Annotated in this window: 22 protein-coding genes; 11 read left to right on the plus strand and 11 right to left on the minus strand. The window is 40.1% G+C overall.

The annotated features are described in order from the left end of the window. The first annotated feature begins 7 nt into the window (after positions 1-7). A complete protein-coding gene (gene purU, locus GJU41_RS14865; RefSeq protein ID WP_070878764.1) occupies positions 8-859 on the plus strand; it encodes a formyltetrahydrofolate deformylase in 852 nt (283 codons plus the stop codon). A gap of 60 nt (positions 860-919) precedes the next feature. Here purU and GJU41_RS14870 read toward each other — a convergent pair whose 3' ends face one another. Then, the gene (locus tag GJU41_RS14870) at positions 920-1,045 is read right to left on the minus strand and encodes an FbpB family small basic protein (RefSeq protein WP_083328337.1); all 126 of its coding nucleotides are present in this window, start codon (positions 1,043-1,045) and stop codon (positions 920-922) included. Further along, complete coding sequence (locus GJU41_RS14875) at positions 1,045-1,212, minus strand: Fur-regulated basic protein FbpA (RefSeq protein ID WP_083328338.1); 168 nt, start codon at positions 1,210-1,212, stop codon at positions 1,045-1,047. Before GJU41_RS14875 ends, GJU41_RS14870 begins: the two co-directional genes overlap by 1 nt. A gap of 237 nt (positions 1,213-1,449) precedes the next feature. On the opposite strand from GJU41_RS14875, the gene rpsN reads away from it, so the two are divergent. Further along, complete coding sequence (rpsN, locus tag GJU41_RS14880; RefSeq protein WP_070878765.1) at positions 1,450-1,719, plus strand: 30S ribosomal protein S14; 270 nt, start codon at positions 1,450-1,452, stop codon at positions 1,717-1,719. A 183-nt stretch (positions 1,720-1,902) separates the two neighbouring features. Here the strand turns inward: rpsN and folE2 are convergent, their stop codons facing one another. Next, positions 1,903-2,805 carry a GTP cyclohydrolase FolE2 gene (folE2, locus tag GJU41_RS14885; RefSeq protein ID WP_070878766.1) on the minus strand — a complete coding sequence of 301 codons (903 nt, stop codon included), beginning with the start codon at positions 2,803-2,805 and terminating at the stop codon, positions 1,903-1,905. A gap of 212 nt (positions 2,806-3,017) precedes the next feature. Between folE2 and GJU41_RS14890 the strand changes: the two genes are divergently transcribed. Both GJU41_RS14890 and GJU41_RS14895 read left to right on the plus strand, forming a co-directional pair. Beyond that, positions 3,018-4,025, plus strand: coding sequence for a permease (locus tag GJU41_RS14890; RefSeq protein ID WP_070878767.1), 1,008 nt, complete (start codon positions 3,018-3,020; stop codon positions 4,023-4,025). A 19-nt stretch (positions 4,026-4,044) separates the two neighbouring features. Continuing rightward, a complete protein-coding gene (locus GJU41_RS14895; RefSeq protein ID WP_070878768.1) occupies positions 4,045-5,016 on the plus strand; it encodes a TIGR03943 family putative permease subunit in 972 nt (323 codons plus the stop codon). Between the two features lie 42 nt (positions 5,017-5,058). Here GJU41_RS14895 and GJU41_RS14900 read toward each other — a convergent pair whose 3' ends face one another. Together GJU41_RS14900 and ytzI are read right to left on the minus strand one after the other, a co-directional pair. Then, a complete protein-coding gene (locus GJU41_RS14900) occupies positions 5,059-6,414 on the minus strand; it encodes a S8 family serine peptidase (protein WP_070878769.1) in 1,356 nt (451 codons plus the stop codon). A gap of 478 nt (positions 6,415-6,892) precedes the next feature. After that, positions 6,893-7,060 carry a YtzI protein gene (gene ytzI, locus GJU41_RS14905; RefSeq protein ID WP_083328339.1) on the minus strand — a complete coding sequence of 56 codons (168 nt, stop codon included), beginning with the start codon at positions 7,058-7,060 and terminating at the stop codon, positions 6,893-6,895. Positions 7,061-7,169: 109 nt separating this feature from the next. Here ytzI and GJU41_RS14910 point away from each other — a divergent pair, with 109 nt between their 5' ends. The 5 genes from GJU41_RS14910 (at position 7,170) to GJU41_RS14930 (ending at position 9,886) form a co-directional block, all read left to right on the plus strand. Beyond that, positions 7,170-7,610, plus strand: a complete 441-nt coding sequence (locus GJU41_RS14910) for a Dps family protein (protein WP_070878770.1) — start codon at positions 7,170-7,172, stop codon at positions 7,608-7,610. Positions 7,611-7,881: 271 nt separating this feature from the next. Further along, entirely contained in the window at positions 7,882-8,286 is a 405-nt protein-coding gene (locus GJU41_RS14915) for a phage holin family protein (protein WP_070878771.1), read from the plus strand. A gap of 68 nt (positions 8,287-8,354) precedes the next feature. Next, entirely contained in the window at positions 8,355-8,687 is a 333-nt protein-coding gene (locus GJU41_RS14920; RefSeq protein ID WP_070878772.1) for a hydrolase, read from the plus strand. 66 nt (positions 8,688-8,753) lie between these two features. Then, complete coding sequence (ytkD, locus tag GJU41_RS14925; RefSeq protein WP_070878773.1) at positions 8,754-9,224, plus strand: RNA deprotection pyrophosphohydrolase; 471 nt, start codon at positions 8,754-8,756, stop codon at positions 9,222-9,224. 110 nt (positions 9,225-9,334) lie between these two features. Then, a complete protein-coding gene (locus tag GJU41_RS14930; RefSeq protein ID WP_070878774.1) occupies positions 9,335-9,886 on the plus strand; it encodes a hypothetical protein in 552 nt (183 codons plus the stop codon). Between the two features lie 41 nt (positions 9,887-9,927). Here GJU41_RS14930 and GJU41_RS14935 read toward each other — a convergent pair whose 3' ends face one another. From GJU41_RS14935 to GJU41_RS14950, 4 genes are all read right to left on the minus strand, one after another. Further along, entirely contained in the window at positions 9,928-10,896 is a 969-nt protein-coding gene (locus tag GJU41_RS14935; protein ID WP_070878775.1) for a S8 family peptidase, read from the minus strand. Between the two features lie 199 nt (positions 10,897-11,095). Next, entirely contained in the window at positions 11,096-11,902 is an 807-nt protein-coding gene (locus GJU41_RS14940) for an ABC transporter permease (RefSeq protein ID WP_154319053.1), read from the minus strand. Beyond that, the gene (locus GJU41_RS14945) at positions 11,889-12,662 is read right to left on the minus strand and encodes an ABC transporter ATP-binding protein (protein WP_070878777.1); all 774 of its coding nucleotides are present in this window, start codon (positions 12,660-12,662) and stop codon (positions 11,889-11,891) included. Before GJU41_RS14945 ends, GJU41_RS14940 begins: the two co-directional genes overlap by 14 nt. Before the next feature lie 12 nt (positions 12,663-12,674). Next, entirely contained in the window at positions 12,675-13,661 is a 987-nt protein-coding gene (locus GJU41_RS14950) for an ABC transporter substrate-binding protein (RefSeq protein ID WP_070878778.1), read from the minus strand. 134 nt (positions 13,662-13,795) lie between these two features. On the opposite strand from GJU41_RS14950, the gene GJU41_RS14955 reads away from it, so the two are divergent. Then, positions 13,796-14,578, plus strand: coding sequence for an alpha/beta hydrolase family protein (locus GJU41_RS14955; RefSeq protein WP_070878779.1), 783 nt, complete (start codon positions 13,796-13,798; stop codon positions 14,576-14,578). 63 nt (positions 14,579-14,641) lie between these two features. Continuing rightward, the gene (locus tag GJU41_RS14960) at positions 14,642-14,884 is read left to right on the plus strand and encodes a DUF2584 domain-containing protein (RefSeq protein ID WP_070878780.1); all 243 of its coding nucleotides are present in this window, start codon (positions 14,642-14,644) and stop codon (positions 14,882-14,884) included. Between the two features lie 233 nt (positions 14,885-15,117). Here GJU41_RS14960 and GJU41_RS14965 read toward each other — a convergent pair whose 3' ends face one another. Both GJU41_RS14965 and GJU41_RS14970 read right to left on the minus strand, forming a co-directional pair. Next, positions 15,118-15,786 (minus strand): FusB/FusC family EF-G-binding protein, encoded by a 669-nt coding sequence (locus GJU41_RS14965; protein ID WP_070878781.1) that lies wholly within the window; start codon positions 15,784-15,786, stop codon positions 15,118-15,120. A 156-nt stretch (positions 15,787-15,942) separates the two neighbouring features. After that, positions 15,943-16,206: a CD3324 family protein gene (locus GJU41_RS14970; protein WP_070878782.1), complete on the minus strand. Its 264-nt coding sequence runs from the start codon at positions 16,204-16,206 to the stop codon at positions 15,943-15,945. Positions 16,207-16,533 lie beyond the last annotated feature (327 nt).

A 16,533-nucleotide genomic window follows, 5' to 3' on the forward strand; every position in this document is an offset into this window, starting at 1 on the left:
ATTCAGAATGATAGGAAGACTATTGATTTCATGTGAGGACCGTCCGGGAATTGTCGCCGCGGTATCAAGGTTTCTGGCAGATGAGGGGGCAAATATTATCCATTCAGATCAGCACTCAACCGATCCGGTCGGCGGTCTTTTTTTTATGAGGATTGAATTTCAGCTTCATGGCATTGAAGATCATATAAATGAACTCAGAACCAGGTTTGAACAAACCGCAGCACCTTTTCAAATGAAATGGCGCATGTCCTGTGCCAGCGAGAAAAAGAAAATAGCCATTTTTGTTTCTAAAGAAGATCATTGTCTGCAGGATCTTCTTCAGCGTTTCCGGCTTGGGGAGCTGTCTGCGGATATCTCAATGGTCGTCAGCAATCATGAGGACATGAGAGAAATTGTGAAGCCATACGGCATTCCGTATCATCATGTTCCTGCAACAAAGGATACAAGGGAGGAAGCAGCTGAACGCCATCTTTCATTACTTGAAGAAGCCAATGTGGATACAGTCGTTCTTGCTCGTTATATGCAAATCATTCCGCCTGTAATGATTGAACAATATAAAAACCAAATCATCAATATTCATCATTCGTTTCTTCCGGCATTCGTCGGCGGTAAACCGTACAATCAGGCATATGACCGCGGTGTAAAAATCATTGGTGCTACAGCGCACTATGTTACTGAAGAGCTTGATCAAGGCCCGATTATTGAACAGGATGTTGAGCGGGTGAGTCACCGCTACCAAATTAAGGATTTAAAAAGAATTGGAAGAGATGTCGAGAAACTTGTTCTATCAAGAGCAGTAGGCTGGCACTTAGATGATAAGGTCCTTGTTTATGAAAACAAGACTGTTGTATTTCCATAAGAAAATAAATCATGCAAAAAAGCCGCTATTAGCGGCTTTTTTCATGTGCTGTCGAATGGCCTATTTCTTTACACTCTGCTTTGAATCGATTTTCTCGTACACCTTATCAAGCAAAATTTTATCATTCAAGATGGTTTGTTTATTTTCTTCAACCAGTTCTTTAAATGATTTCTTTTTAATTCTCATCAGGTTATCTCCTTCCGCTGCATTTTTTCGCTGAATTCTTTTTCAAGCTCGGTTTCGCAAAGCTCATAAAGCTGGCCTTCTGCGGTTCTATATATCCCCATATCAAGCAGCTGTTCAATTAATTCGTTTTTTCTTGAGTCAGCAGCTCCATGCATTGTTGGTTTCATTTAGAAAAACTCACCTCGATATAAATGATTACGATAATCATTCTCAACTAAAGTATACTTGCAATCGATCATTCATGCAAATATTTTCTGAATTTTCACAGGCCGAAAATGTATCCCATTATATATATCACCAAATGAAGAAAACAAAACCAGAGAATTTGTTTTTTGAGGAAAGATGGTTTATTATACAAATAGTAATAATTACGATTTAATTCATTTAGTGAAAGGAAGAGGAAATTGGCAAGGAAAGCAAAGGTTATGAAAGAATTAAAACGTCAGGAAATGGTTGAAAAATATAGAGAACTAAGACTGCATCTGAAAGCGGAAGGAGATTTAGTGGCTTTAAGAAACCTGCCGCGTGATTCCTCGCCGGCACGCTTGAAGAATCGCTGTGCAATCACCGGAAGACCAAGAGGATACATGCGGAAGTTTAACCTTTCAAGAATTGCATTTAGAGAATATGCCCACAAAGGACAGCTTCCAGGAGTGAAGAAAGCAAGCTGGTAGAGAAAAAAAGCGGGGGATATGGCGTCCCCCGCTTTTTTTAAAGTATCAGAAATTATATGTTTTGCGCTTCTCTGTCTAGCTCCACCGCTCAGGCTCCTCGGCCAGAACAAAATCACCCAAAAAGTCAAACTCGGGTGATTTCTTATCTGTCATGCCTGCGCTAAACGGGCGGTTCCGCTTTTCTTATTTTCGATAAGAAAGCTCTGCAACAGCATCATGAAGATGAATGGATTCTTCATTTCGGCATTCGACACGAAAAGCTGCCACAAAATCCAGCTCGTAAAGGTCTGCTGCGACTAACCGCACCATATCTTCGACAAAACGCGGATTTTCATAGGCTGTTTCGGTTACCATTTTTTCATCAGGACGCTTTAGGACGGGGTGGATCATGGCACTTGCGTTTGTTTCTGCCGCAGCAAGCAGTGCTTCTTTCCAGTCCTGCTCTTCACGGAAGTTTTCTGTAAATTCAACATCCATTGTGATAAATCCCCGTTGATTATGCGCACTGTATTCACTGATTTCTTTTGAGCACGGACAAAGAGTTGTGACTGCACAAGTAAGCTTTGCACTGGAAGTAAACCCTTTATCTTCTTCATACTTAATTTTTAAGCCTGCCGTTGCATGGTTTAAGCCTGCAAGCTCAGAGCTTGGTCCTTTTCTCTCATAAAACCATGGGAAGGTGACTTCAATTTCGGCATCCTTTTGTTTAAGGCGCTCTGCAAGCTCTTTAGTAAAATCATAAAGCTCGTTTAATGAAAGTGTGAATCCTCCATTTAAGCGGTACTTCTCAAGCTGTTCTGTAAAGCGGCTCATGTTTGTGCCTTTCGCTTCATAAGAAATGGATGATGTCATTTTAAATGAAGCAACAGTCGTCTGCTCCATTGGACTTAATGAAGATAGGATATGAACAGGGTATTTCACGTTGCTGATTCCAACTGCATTTATATGAAAAAGAAAATTTTTTTTAGAATTTTGCAAATCAGGCATTTTGTCTTTTTCGGTTGGTTTTGTTTTTAAACCTGGTTCAACAGATCCGAAGAGTCTATGTCTCTCTTTTTTCGGCGGTAATGTAATCTCTCTAATCATGGATGATCTCCTCTCAAGTGCCTCAATAATAGAGAGTATACTGTACAAAGATAGATAACGGCAATTAAAAATGATTTAAAAAGAGGGTCAAGGAAGCTATTACGAATGATTTTTCCAAATCTATATGAGCAGACTTGTCACTATATTGCATAATTCAACGACAACACCAGTAAGATATATTGCTAGAAGAAAAAACAGATTGGAGTTTTAAGATGAAAAAACCAGCCTCTTCTATTGTAAAGGAGTCGTTTGCTCTTGTATTAATAGGATTGTTTATTTATCTTTTTATTTTCATAGATTTCGGGGATTTACAGATTGATGCCCCAAAAGCATTTCTCAACTTGAATACCATTTTCTTAAGTATCGTGCTTGAGGCAATCCCGTTTATTTTGCTTGGCGTTTTTGTTTCGGCACTCATTCAATCGTTTGTATCTGAGGAAATGATTCAGCGGTTTTTGCCAAAGAACGCAATTATTGCTCTATTTCCGGCCGCCTTGCTCGGCATTATTTTTCCAGTTTGTGAGTGTGCGATTGTCCCGATTGTCAGACGTTTAATCAAAAAGGGTATGCCGCTGCATGTAGGAATTGTCTTTTTAGTTGCCGCTCCAATTTTAAATCCCGTCGTCTTTGCTTCTACATACTATGCATTTCAGTCTTCGAAAGAAATTGTATATGGAAGGATGGGACTTGCGTTCGTCGTTTCCATATTGGTTGGATTCGCTGTGTATTTGTTATTTAAAAACCGCGATCAGCTGAAGTGGACAAGAGAAGAATTGGCAGGAAGAAGTGCCGAGGCAGAGTCTGTCAAAGGTGTAAATAAATTTAAGGAAACACTTTACCATGCAAGTGATGAATTTTTCGAAATGGGGAAATATTTGATTTTGGGTGCATTTATCGCCAGTGTTTTTCAAACCTTCTTAGACAGATCTCTATTAGCCGAACTAGGCTCCAGTGACTTTTTGTCACCAGCAATTATGATGGCATTCGCCTATATTCTCTCGCTATGTTCAGAAGCCGATGCGTTTGTTGCTGCTTCATTCGGAGGAACGTTCACTGCTGGATCGCTGCTTGCCTTTCTAGTTTATGGTCCTATGGTAGATTTAAAGAATACGATTATGCTATTTGCTTTTTTCAGAGTGAAATTCGTGGCAGCGTTTATTGGAATCGTAACGGCAGCCGTTTATGTGTCCGTCATAGTTTATCAGCAATTTATTTTATAAAAGAAGGAGTCCTTAAGAAATGGAAAAGCAAAGAGATTACCGTTTTCACCTCTACCTGCGCGGAATTATCTTAATGGGGTTTACAATGCTCCTCTTTAAGCTGATCATAACGGGAGATATTCAAAATTTCATAGCTCCCCGCATGCTGCCGTTTATCTATTTTGCAGTGATCACCTTTTTGCTGCTTGGAGTTGTCCAGATTTGGAGAAGCGGCAGTAAAAATGAAGAAGAAATATACTGCAATTGCGGTTTTGATCATTCAGGAAAAAGCTCGCCGATTCAATCGATCATTATATACGCTATGTTTATTTTCCCGGTTGTCACCGGTTTTGTTTTCCCGGATGTAGTTTTGGACAGTTCGATTGCAGCAAAACGCGGTTTTAAAACGGGCTTAAGCCAATCTCAAGAAACGGCTAAAAATGAAGAAGCACCAATGGATGAGGACTTAGCCGATCTTTATCTGCAGGATCCTGATGAATATATGCAGCAGCTTGAAGAAAGGGTGGAGGAAAAATCTCAATCCCCGGAATCCAGTCCCGATGTTCCGCTTGAACATCCGGACGGATTCCAAATTCAGGCTCCTCCGGAAGAGTTCTACAAAGAGCTGGAAGCAAAAATGCTGAAGATGAAAAAAATCGTTCTAACAGAAGAGAATTATATTGCCATGACAAATATAATGGATGAAAATCCGGAGAAGTTTGCCGGGAAAGAAGTAGAAATGCTCGGGTTTGTTTATCGGGAAGATGGCTTTAAAGAAGATCAATTTGTGGTAGCAAGATTCGGATTATCGTGCTGTGTTGCCGATGCATCTGTCTATGGAACGCTTGCTTCGATTGACGATGGAGAAAAATATCAGCAGGATGAATGGGTGAAAGTCTCCGGGATCATCAAAAGCGTTAAATACCAGGACTGGGTTCTTCCAAGTGTGGATATTCAATCAATCGAAAAAATCGAACAGCCGAAGGAACCTTATGTTTACGAAGAATATTGATAAAAAAACCAGCAGGAATTTAAATTCCTGCTGGTTTTAGTCTTATTTTAGAGCATTTACCGCATTGATTAATCCATGTCCTGCTTCGCCGTCATATCCACTTTTAAACAAATCGATCGATGAAGATTGAACAATATGCTTTACTTGTGCAGGAGAGAGCTTGTCTTTTCCATGCTTTGCAATGATAATTCCTGCCAGAGCAGCTGTTTTAGGTGCGGCCATTGATGTTCCGCCTTTATAGCCGTAACCTCCTCCAGGAATGGTTGCTAAACATAAATAAGTATTATCTCTGCCTGCTCCAGTAGCTGGATTATAATTAGGTCCTAAATCTCCGCCTGGAGCAATTACATCAATTTTCCCAACGCCATAGTTAGAATAGAAAGCCAAGTTTTTAAGCTGGCCGCCAGCTGAAACGCGAATCATACTTTGACTGCTTGGGCTTCTGTGAGTAGCACCATTATCATCACCTGACAATTTGCCTGGGCTGCTGATATCTACTGCGTTGTTGCCGGCAGAGCCTACAACTGTTACTCCTTTTTGAATTGCATACTTAATGGCACGGTTAAATAGCCGAACATCAGCAACGATATCTTTTGTAGCATACTCAGGGTTCTGGAACCAGTCGTAACCGCCCAAAGACATGTTCACTACATCTACATTATCATCCGCAGCCGTCATAAGCGCTTCAGCGATATGAGCTGTTTCAGCTCCTCCTGTTGGCCCAAACACACGGTATGCAGCTACTTTTAAATCAGGGCCGACACCCATTGTTCTCCCTTTAGCTGCAATTGAACCCGCTACATGCGTGCCATGGCTGTTTTCATCCATAGCATCTGGATAACCAGGGACAAAAGATTTTCCGTAGGCATAGTTGGCTTTTAAATCGGGGTGGTTATAATCGATCCCTGTATCAATTACTCCTACTACAATATCTTTGCCATTGGCTGCTTTTCCTGTACCTCCAGGAAGTTTCCATGAGTCACCGTTGCCTGTTACCTGCTTAATATCCCATTGAAGCGACTCATACAGATCTGCATTTGCTGCTTCAGCTTCCTGTAACGTGTATTCAGCTTCAACTGCAGGCGTTTCAGGGTACAATTTGTTCTGAATGCCAGCTTCAGCAATCTGGGAGGATTTTTTGACTTCTTTTAAAAATTCAGGATTGGCTGAAGTCACTTCTACTGCTCCAACACGTTCAAGTGTGTCTGTTATTTTTCCCCCAGCGTCTTCTACTAAGTCTTTATACCCGGATGGTAGATTAGTCTCGTTTTTGAAAATAACTATGTATTTGTTCTCAACTGACTGAGCCTGTCCAGTTTGCGCAGCTCCCCCAAATACGGCAGAAGCACACAGCGCAGTAGTCAAGATGCCTGCAAAAATACCTTTTTTTAATGTCATTATTTGTAACCCCCTTTGTTTTCTTAATTTTCATTATATTATAAAAAGTAGAAGGGAAATGATTATTATTCGACATGATTTTTGCTATTGAAGTGCCTGAATAAGTCTATTGATATAAGACTATTTTCCGTTTTACAGAATTTGAAAAAACATAGTGACTTTTAGAATGCAATGATGAAGGTTTATTTTTTATCATGTTAAGTAATTTTGTCGAAATGTACGTCCTTTTGGCATAGTACTCTAATAAAATGGCTGTTTTCTCATAGATTGTTGTACTCGATTATAAATGTTGTTCTTTGCTTTCAGCGGTCCGGCTGGGAGCCTCCTCGGCTCGGCCTGGGGGATCGCCGATTTCCCTCTATTTCCCGCAGGTGTCAAGTTTATCCGCCACAATTCACTTAAGGTTTTAAACATTTAGTCTAAAAGCAACAAGGTTTACGAAAAGTGAAAAAAAATAAATAAAAAACGTCTGAATTTGTCAGACGTTCTCTCTGTTATTTTGTTTGGATTCTATTTCCGGTGTTTGATCATCATTATGGAGAGGATCAATTTTATGCTCGTATTTATACGCTTTTGAGGTAGTCAGAACACTGAGAAGAAGCACGATAATAATGATGAGAATGCAGATTGCAAAGATATAAAACATGTGAAAATCTCCCCCTGTATACCATTAATTGTATCAGAAATCTGATATGAATTTGTTTTATTTTTTCTTAAAAGGGGTAATTTATAAGTACACAAGGAGGAGATTGTAAATGTCTGAAAAATTAGTTCAAACCGTTAATAAACAAGTAGCAAACTGGACTGTTTTATATGAAAAATTACATAATTATCACTGGTATGTAAAGGGACAGAATTTCTTTACTCTGCATGAAAAATTTGAAGAGCTATACAATGAAGCGCACGTTCATATCGATGAACTTGCAGAACGTCTATTGGCACTTGAAGGAGCACCTGTAGCAACGCTGAAAGAATGTCTCGAACTCTCCACAGTAAGTGAAGCAGAAGGGAAAGAAACAGCAGAGCAAATGGTGCAAACCGTCTATGACGACTTTTCAAAAGTTGCCGATGAACTAAAAGAAGGCATGGATCTTGCAGATGAGGTCGGCGATGAAACAACAGGTGACATGCTCCTTGCTATTCACCAAAGTCTGGAGAAGCATAACTGGATGCTGAAATCATTCTTGGGGAAATAAGGCTGCCGCAGGGCAGTCTTTTTCGTTTTTCAATAAAACTAAAGTGCGTTTTAGATCCACATAACTAGTAGATTTTCCATGCCCAATCTCAAGAAGTTGTTCTCTAAGAATTTCCCTGAGCACCCAAAAGACCGGTTCATAGTACATGAACCGGTCTTTTGGGTGCTTGAAAATAGCACATTTCTTTAATGATGGGATAACTGCTAGAGCAAGGTGAGATTGAAAACATAGAATATATGGAATTTATTCTTTTAGAAAGGAAGGCAAGAACATGTCTCGTCTGGAAATGGGCTTGCTTATGCTTACCTCCATCTATTTCACTGTGCTAACCTTTATCATTGGCGAGCTTCATGAAATTTTTTTAATCCTGCTATCATTAATGTTAATCGAGTTTTTAACTTTTATTTTGGCTGACGCTCTTACTAATACCGCGAATTTGCTGAAAAATTCGGCTTCTAGGCTTGGTGCAAAAGTTATCATCATTTCTGTTGTGGCCGTTGCAAATTTGATTGATCTTGTACTTAATACGAATTACATTCTGCGTGATGGAACGATTTGTTTCTATATTGTTTTCGAAGCTCTGCGCATATTGAGAAACGCTCATCATGTCAAGCTGTCTGTCCCTAGATTTTTGATCCGGACTTTAGAGTTTATTGAGCAATTGTTTAAAAAATGAGTGCCGAATAATTTGTTCATGAATAGGAAAAAAATAAACAATGGACAAGTAAAGGGGTGCTTAAAGAAATGTCAGATACGAAGCAAACTTATTATGTAACGGTTGCGAACGGTGAAATATCACAGCTGAGCACAGAAGCTCCGTGGGATTATAAGATTGAAGCGACAGAAGAAGAAATTACATCGCTCAGAGAGTATTTTGATCAGGTGTATTCATCTGACTGGCAGGGATTTTTCAGAGCCCATGTTCCGTACTTAGAATATCATTATGATAGGGAAAATGATGCGATTGATCAAACAAATTATAAAATTTATGAAATGATTTATCAGCTTGGAGACGAAGAAGCCAAGAATCATATTCGCTCACAGGGAATTTTAAAAAAGATTGAAGAACAACAATAGGTCTTATACAAACTCTTTCATTGTGATAAGATTTTTATGGACACATAGAAATTGAGGGATAGAAAAATGTTTCGATTTAAAGATTATTATCACAATGAAGTTCATCTGTCTTTTGAGGAATATCCATTCTCAAAAGATCCTAAGCATGTTTGGGTCATTTGCCGTTACGGAGATCAGTGGCTGCTTACGATTCATCGCGATCGGGGATATGAATTTCCGGGAGGCAAGGTCGAAGAATCTGAAAGTCCTGATGATGCTGCTGTAAGAGAAGTCAAAGAAGAAACAGGGGCCTCTGTGTCGAAGTTAACGTATATGGGACAATACAAGGTGCTTGGAAAAGAAAAAACAATCGTCAAGAATATTTATTACGCAGAAATCGGCGAGATTATCCCCCAAACTGACTATCTTGAGACAAAAGGGCCTATCTTATTTGACTCACTGCCTTCGGATATAGGGAGAAATCGAAAGTTTAGTTTTATTATGAAAGATGAAGTATTGGTTAAGAGCTTGATGAAAGTTACAGCAGAGTATATTTAGTGAATCCCGGCAAATGAATGCCGGGATTTTTTTTATCTGAAAATAAAACAACCCCAATGGAAAATATAGTAATATGAAGTAGAGCAGATGAAATTAGGGGGATAAATAATATGTCACACAGTGAACCTAGATACATTTGGATTGCCGTTTCTTTGTTATTAGCAGTCTCAAGTTTTTTTGTCATCCTGATTGTTCCGTATACCATACATAACATTTTATTTCACACGATGAATACTGCCACGATCCAAACGCCTAAGCTTGTGCTGTATATGTATGGAATCTCAATTGGAATAATTGCTCTTGCCAGTTTTTTGATGTATTTAAATCAGAAAAAACTATGGAAGGCTGCATTGCCTCTGGCCATTATTGGGTTTATCGGGATTGGACTTGGCACAGATCACTATAAAGTAGTGACCTACGATGAAATTAAGTTCAGCAGTCCATGGTCCTTTTCTGAAACAAGCTATAAGTGGAAGGATGTTAAAGAAATTATCACGGAAGATTCTGATGACGCGGCGGTTAACTGGCAGGTAAAGTTTTTATTCAAAGATGGAGAAGAACTTATCTTTCTTCGTGACAGAAGATTTAACAGCGATCACGCAAATTTTTATTCTGCTGCAAAAATGAACGGAGTTCCTTATAAAGGAATAAATGATAAATAATAAAAAGGCTTTCGGATACCCGAAAGCCTTTATAAATTTGCTTATACTCCAATTGATGAAGCAATATTTTCTTTTTTAAGAAAATCAGCCAGCAGGTCTGGAGCCGTCAAGTAGATTAAGCCGTTTCCTTCAAGACTCTTAGGAAAGCCGAGAGGTATCGTGCGTTTCATCAGCTGGGCATAGATTTCCGGTTCTGAAAGCTTTCTTTCGAATTCACTCTCAGCAAGCTTCTTGACTAACGCAAGAGCGCCTGAAACATGCGGTGCGGACATGGATGTTCCGCTGAATACGGCATATTTTCCGCCGGGAATGGTAGATATGATTTTCTCACCAGGTGCCACGGCGTCTATTTCATTATTTGAATTAGTAAAGTAAGAAGATTTTCTTTGGAGGCTGATAGCTCCGACTGAAATGACTTCATTGTAGCAGCCGGGGTACGAAAATTCCGATGTTTTGCTGTTGCCGTCTCCTTCATTGCCTGCTGAACACACAACGAGAATTTGGTTTTGTACAGCTTTTTGTATCACTTCATGAAGCTCAGGCACATCGGATGGTCCGCCGAGAGACATTGAAATGATATCAGCCTTTTCTGAAATGGCATATTCAATGGCGTTGATAATCCACTCATAGGCACCTGATCCTTCTTCTCCCGCAAGTGCTTTTAAAATAAGCAGCTTAGCTTCAGGTGCAACACCAATTACACCTGATTCCGCATTTACGGCAGCAATCGTACCGGCTACGTGAGTTCCGTGGCCGCTGTAATCTGTAAATACGTCAGGCTCTCCATTATCATCATCAGTAAAGTTGCGGCCGCCGATTACTCTGCCCTCTAAATCCGGATGCTGTGTGTCACATCCTGTATCAATTACTGCAATCAACACATCTTTGCCTTTAAATCCTTTGCTCCATAATGCGGGGGCTTGAATCATATCCACGCCTTCCGGGATTTGCTGAGCCTCTACAAGATGATTGTCAACTTTGTACGGGATCAATTTAATAGACTTTTCCATTACAACCCCTCCTATCATTTCTTAAGAAACAAATGTTAAGGCCAGAGACAGAGGTATAATAATCGGAACTTTCTGTTAAATTTTATCATTTTCTATCAATTCTAGCAAATGCCAAATAGACTAGAGATGAATAATGAAAATGGCATAGGGACTATTTAGACTGACAAAACAAAAATACGGTCAATTAAGACCGTATTTGCTATTCATCATCCTTAACCAGCTTTCTCTCCAGCAGTTCAACGGCCTGATACATAATGGTTGCAAAGCAGGCAATGATGATAAGCGAGAGGAGGACAAGCGTAAAGTTGAAGACCTGAAAGCCGTAAATGATCATGTAGCCCAAGCCTTTTGCGGATACCAGGAATTCTCCTACAATGACTCCAACCCATGAGAGTCCTACATTGACTTTAAGGGTAGATATGATGGTTGGAAACGATGCAGGCAGTACGGCTTCTTTGAACATTTGCCATTTCGAGGCGCCAAATATTTGAAGAACCTTCAGATAATTGGAATCCATTTCTCGGAATGCCGTATAAACTACGATCGTTGTTATAATGATAGAGATAATGGCACCCATTGCAATGATAGAGAAATAACCCGGTCCAAGAGCAACAATTAAAATAGGTCCGAGCGCTACCTTTGGCATTGCATTTAAAATGACCAAGTAAGGATCAAGAATGTTTGACAGCCGCTTAGACCACCATAGAACAGCTGCAAGCACAGTACCGGACAGGGTGCCGATTATAAAGCCAAGAACGGTTTCAAATAAGGTGACGCTCAAGTTTGATAAAAGAGACCCGTCAGCTATCTTTACTAAAAACAGGTTCCATATTTTAGAAGGATAACTGAAGAGCAGAGGATCAATCCATTCTCTATTCCCTGCTATTTCCCAAAGGGAGAAAAACGTGATAAAGATAAGAAGCTGATAAAACCTTACCCAGTTTTTCTCTTTTTTCAAGCCTTTTAAATAGGATTGATGCAGTCTGTTTAATTCATTCTTTTCCATCAAGCTGATCCAGCTCCTTCCAAATGTGCTGAAACAGGTCTGTAAAGGAGGGATGCTGTCTCGCTGTAAATGGTGTCATGTTTTTTAATTCTTCTGGAACTTGAAAGATTTGAGCGATTCTGCCGGGTTTTGTGGAAAGAAGAAAGATGCGGTCACTCATAGCGATGGCTTCACCGATATCATGTGTGACAAGCAGGGCCGTTTTCCTGAAATCCTTCAATGTGCTCCAAACAAGGTCTTCGAGCTTAAGCTTTGTTTGATAATCCAGCGCAGAAAATGGTTCATCAAGCATGAGAAGCTTAGGATTCGTTGAGAGCGTTCTGACCAGAGCTGCACGCTGCCTCATACCGCCTGAAAGCTGGCGCGGATATTTCTTCTCGACATTCTCAAGTCCCATATCTTTCAGCAGAGAAAGGCTTTTCTTTATCGCATCAGCTGACATGCTGCCGCCGATTTTTAATCCGAGCAGAATGTTTTCTTCAATTGTTTTCCACGGGAAAAGGTAATCCTGCTGCAGCATGTATCCAATGGCAGATGTGTCATGTTTGACCGGTCTGCCTTCCATTAAAATGCTGCCTTTTGTAGGTGAGATCAGGCCCGCGATAATGGACAGCAATGTAGTTTTGCCGCATCCGCTTGGGCCAAGAAAGGAGATGAATTCTCCTTCCTCTACTTGTAAATCAATATCCTCTAATGCAAGAGTTGCTGATTCTTTTGTAAAGTACATATGGTGGATATGCTGGACCGTCAAGAAAGACATGCTGAAACCTCCTTACTTTGCAGCGTCTTCTGCGAACTTCGTATTAACCAGTGTTCCGTGCTCAATGCGTTCAGGCAATTCGTTCGCTTCTTCCATGATGTTTTGAAGATTCGTCCATTCTGCCTCATCAAGGATTGGATCAGTCGCAAAAGATCCCTGCTCTTTATAGCGTTCGACTACTGTTGTGATAAGCTCAAGGTCTGTATCTTTAAATTGCGGGGCAATAGTCTTTGCAATGGTTTCAGCGCTGTTTTCTTCCACCCATTGCTGAGCTTTATAAATGGCTTTTGTGAATTTTTCTGCTGCTTCTGAATCCTCTTTTAAGAAGCTTTCTTTTGCCATAAATGTTGTATAAGGAACTTTTCCTGATTCATTCCCGAATGATGCCACAATGTGACCGGTTCCTTCTTTTTCAAAAATGCTTGCTGTAGGCTCAAAAAGCTGGACAAAATCGCCGGTTCCTGAAGCAAAGGCGCTCGGAATATTGGCAAAATCAATATTTTGAATCAGATTTAAATCATTTTGCGGATCAATACCGTGCTCCTTTAAGACGAATTCTCCAACCATCTGGGGCATTCCGCCTTTCCGCTGGCCAAGGAAAGTGCTGCCTTTCAGCTGATCCCAGCTGAAATTCTCGATTTTTTCTCTCGAGACTAAAAAGGTTCCGTCCGTTTGTGTAAGCTGGGCAAAATTGATTACGGGATCTTTAGAGCCTTGAGCAGAAACGTAAATCGACGTTTCAGAGCCGACAAGTGCAATATCCGCACCATCTGAGAGAAGAGCTGTCATTGTTTTATCTCCGCCCCATGTTGTTGTAAGCTCAACATCAAGACCTTCTTCTTCAAAAAAACCTTCAGACATTGCCGCATACAATGGTGCGTAAAAAATGGAATGGGTAACTTCAGCCAACCTGATTTTTTCAGGCTTGTTTTGATTGCACGCACTTAGTGTAAAAATAAGAAGAGCGAGTACCGCAAAACCGATGAGACTTTTTTTCATATAAAATCCTCCTTGGTGACAGACACCATCAAAAAATATTAAAATGAGTATCCAGTTTTGTAACGCCTAGAATAATGTATGAGAGCGAAAAAAATATGTGAATGCCTATAAATGATTTTGCGAGGTGCAAGAAAATGGAGAATGGTTCAATTATCGAGCGTCAGCTGCTGCCGTCGCCTAATCCTAAAATCAGACTGCAGCTCGTCACCTATTTATCAGAAGGGCTTAAGGTAAAGGGACTTCTTGCTGAACCTGAGAAAGAAGGAAAATATGACGGTTTTCTATATTTAAGAGGCGGCATTAAAAATGTCGGCAAAGTCAGAGCGGGACGAATTGTACAATTTGCTTCAGAAGGCTTTGTGGTGATGGCTCCGTTTTACCGGGGGAATCAAGGGGGAGAAGGAAACGAAGATTTCGCGGGAGATGACAGATACGATGCTCTGCATGCGCTCACTCTTTTAAAAAAACATCCTAAAGTTGATCAGGAACGAATACATGTCTTCGGATTTTCAAGGGGAGGAGTGATGGCGCTTTTTGCAGGAATCTTAGACCCGGACGTCCGTTCAGTCGTTACATGGGGCGGCGTTTCTGATATGGCCCTTACATATGAGGAGCGGGAGGATTTACGGAGAATGATGAAGCGGGTGATAGGAGGGACACCTTCAAAATATCCTGAAAGATATAAGTGGAGAACTCCGCTGTATAATCTGGATTCATTAAAGGCTCCAATTCTTATTATTCATGGTGCTCATGATCAAAATGTATCAGTCGAACATGCTTACCTGCTTGAAAAAAGACTCGGTGAACTTGGAAAAAGCGCAGATACGATGTATTTTGAGGAATATACACATTACTTTCCTCCTGCCGTTAACCGGAAAGTAGTAAGAGAGCTGACTTCCTGGATGAAAAAGCAATAAAATCGGGGGTTTGAGCCGAATGAATATGTTAAAATAACGATATATGAAAAAGGAGTGATGGAGATGGGTATGCCTTTAGAATTGAACACGATGATCGTGACAAAAGGGAGAGAAAACCGACTAGAAGAGAATCTATTTTCTCTCGAGAAAGAGGGCTATCGCATTTATCCGCTGGAGATTCCCGTTGAAGTCAGAAAAACAAAAGAAGGGGACGTTAGCGGACAGGCTCTGATCAAAAAACTTGAGCTTTCTGATTCTAAAACCATTCTGACTTATCAGCTGATTGCGCTGAAGTCTACAAATTAACATTTAACGTAAGAAAAGGATTGTCCAATAAGTCTCAAAAATGAAGCAGGCAGGAAAAATTACTGTTATTTCCTTTCTGCTTTTTTCTATGGGGGTCTTTTCATAACTTTGTTATTTTTAGACTCCATGTTACAAACTATAAGTTCCTGGAGCGGAAAGGAACGGACAACATTAATATTCCAAAACATTAATTATGCGAAAACAGACTTTCTGGACAGCCCCTTTCTGTATATTTATTCAGATATCCGGCCCTTCAGCGTGCTATTTTTCATCCATGCCAAAAATTCATTTAACTTCGTCATTGTAGTGATATTTTGGTTGCATGTATGAGGGTTCTGGCAAATATAATTTCCGCGTTTAATGAAAGTTCCAGGTTCGGCTCCTTTAATTTCTGCAGTAAACATACCTACCTCTTCAAACCTGTTGCAGATTGTGCAAATGCCTTTTTGATGGATGCTGCTGAACGTGCCTTGCAGGCCCATGAGTTTATTGGATTGAGGGGCTATTATATATTGTTTGCCAGATCCTTTATCATGCCAGCTTAAGTATGAAATTTCCGTGAAATCCAGTGCTTCTAATGAAGAAGGAGCCTTTATTTTCTTAGCTTTTGGAAACAGCTTTTTTATCGTTTGCTCGGTTACATGTTTAAACGGGATGACAAATGGTTTCAAACGCAAAAGAAAGACATCCGCATCAGACTTATCTTTGACTGCATTTATGGGTGACAGCAAATCAATTTGTTCAGGTTTAATTTCGTCAAATAATGTTAATGTCCTTTCCTGTGCAAGAGATTTTAAGGCATTTAACACGTTCGGGTCATTAACCGTACCATATCCATTCACAAGCAGCTGTGTCTGCGCCTTAATATAGTTGTATTGGTCGCTTCTGATAAAAGGTTCCATAGTATGTTCACTCCATTCATGCTGCCTTAATAATAAAAGGCTTAATTTTAGAATAAAAGAAGTGCTTCATTTTTTATATGGTGAGAATGATTAAGAAATAAACTCTGCACAAAACAGCACTGATGATCCATAGGATCAATCAGTGCTGTTTTATTATTATTTCGTATAGACAATCTTTTTGATTGTTTCGGCTGAAAGGTAATGTTCTTCAGCTAATTCATGAATTTTTTTGCCGCTTTTAAAACCGTTTTTAATTGAAAGGTTTCTGTCATCAAGCGCCTTTCTTCCCCCGGAGCGGGTGCCCCACTTATGGTGCGCTGTTTCCGGTTTGGGAATGTAGAGGGTTTCTCCCTGAATGTACTGCTGAATTTCTGCAATCAGTTCCTCAGGTAAAATAGCGGTTGCGTTCACATATTTCATTTCTGCCAGCCCCTTATTTGTGATTGTATAAATAAGGTGCAAAGCCGAGGAATAGAAAAGGCAAACGCTTTGGGCGATTTAAATAAGTGTCCGCCCCATGCAAAGTATCGCCTTTTTACTGCCGGGCTTTGCATGAGACGCTTCAGAATCTGGCAAACGGACTGAATTCACCAAAAACATCACCCCCTTAAAAATGATTTACTTTTTTATGCAATTTTATCATATGGATCTATCTCGAAAAAGAAAAGGGCATTTCCAGGAAGTCTGTTTTTGCATAATTATTATTTTAGGTTATACATGTTGTCCGTTCCTTTCCGCTCCAGGAAC

Origin of the sequence: Metabacillus idriensis (assembly GCF_009674765.1) — a bacterium.
GTDB lineage: Bacteria > Bacillota > Bacilli > Bacillales > Bacillaceae > Bacillus_P > Bacillus_P idriensis.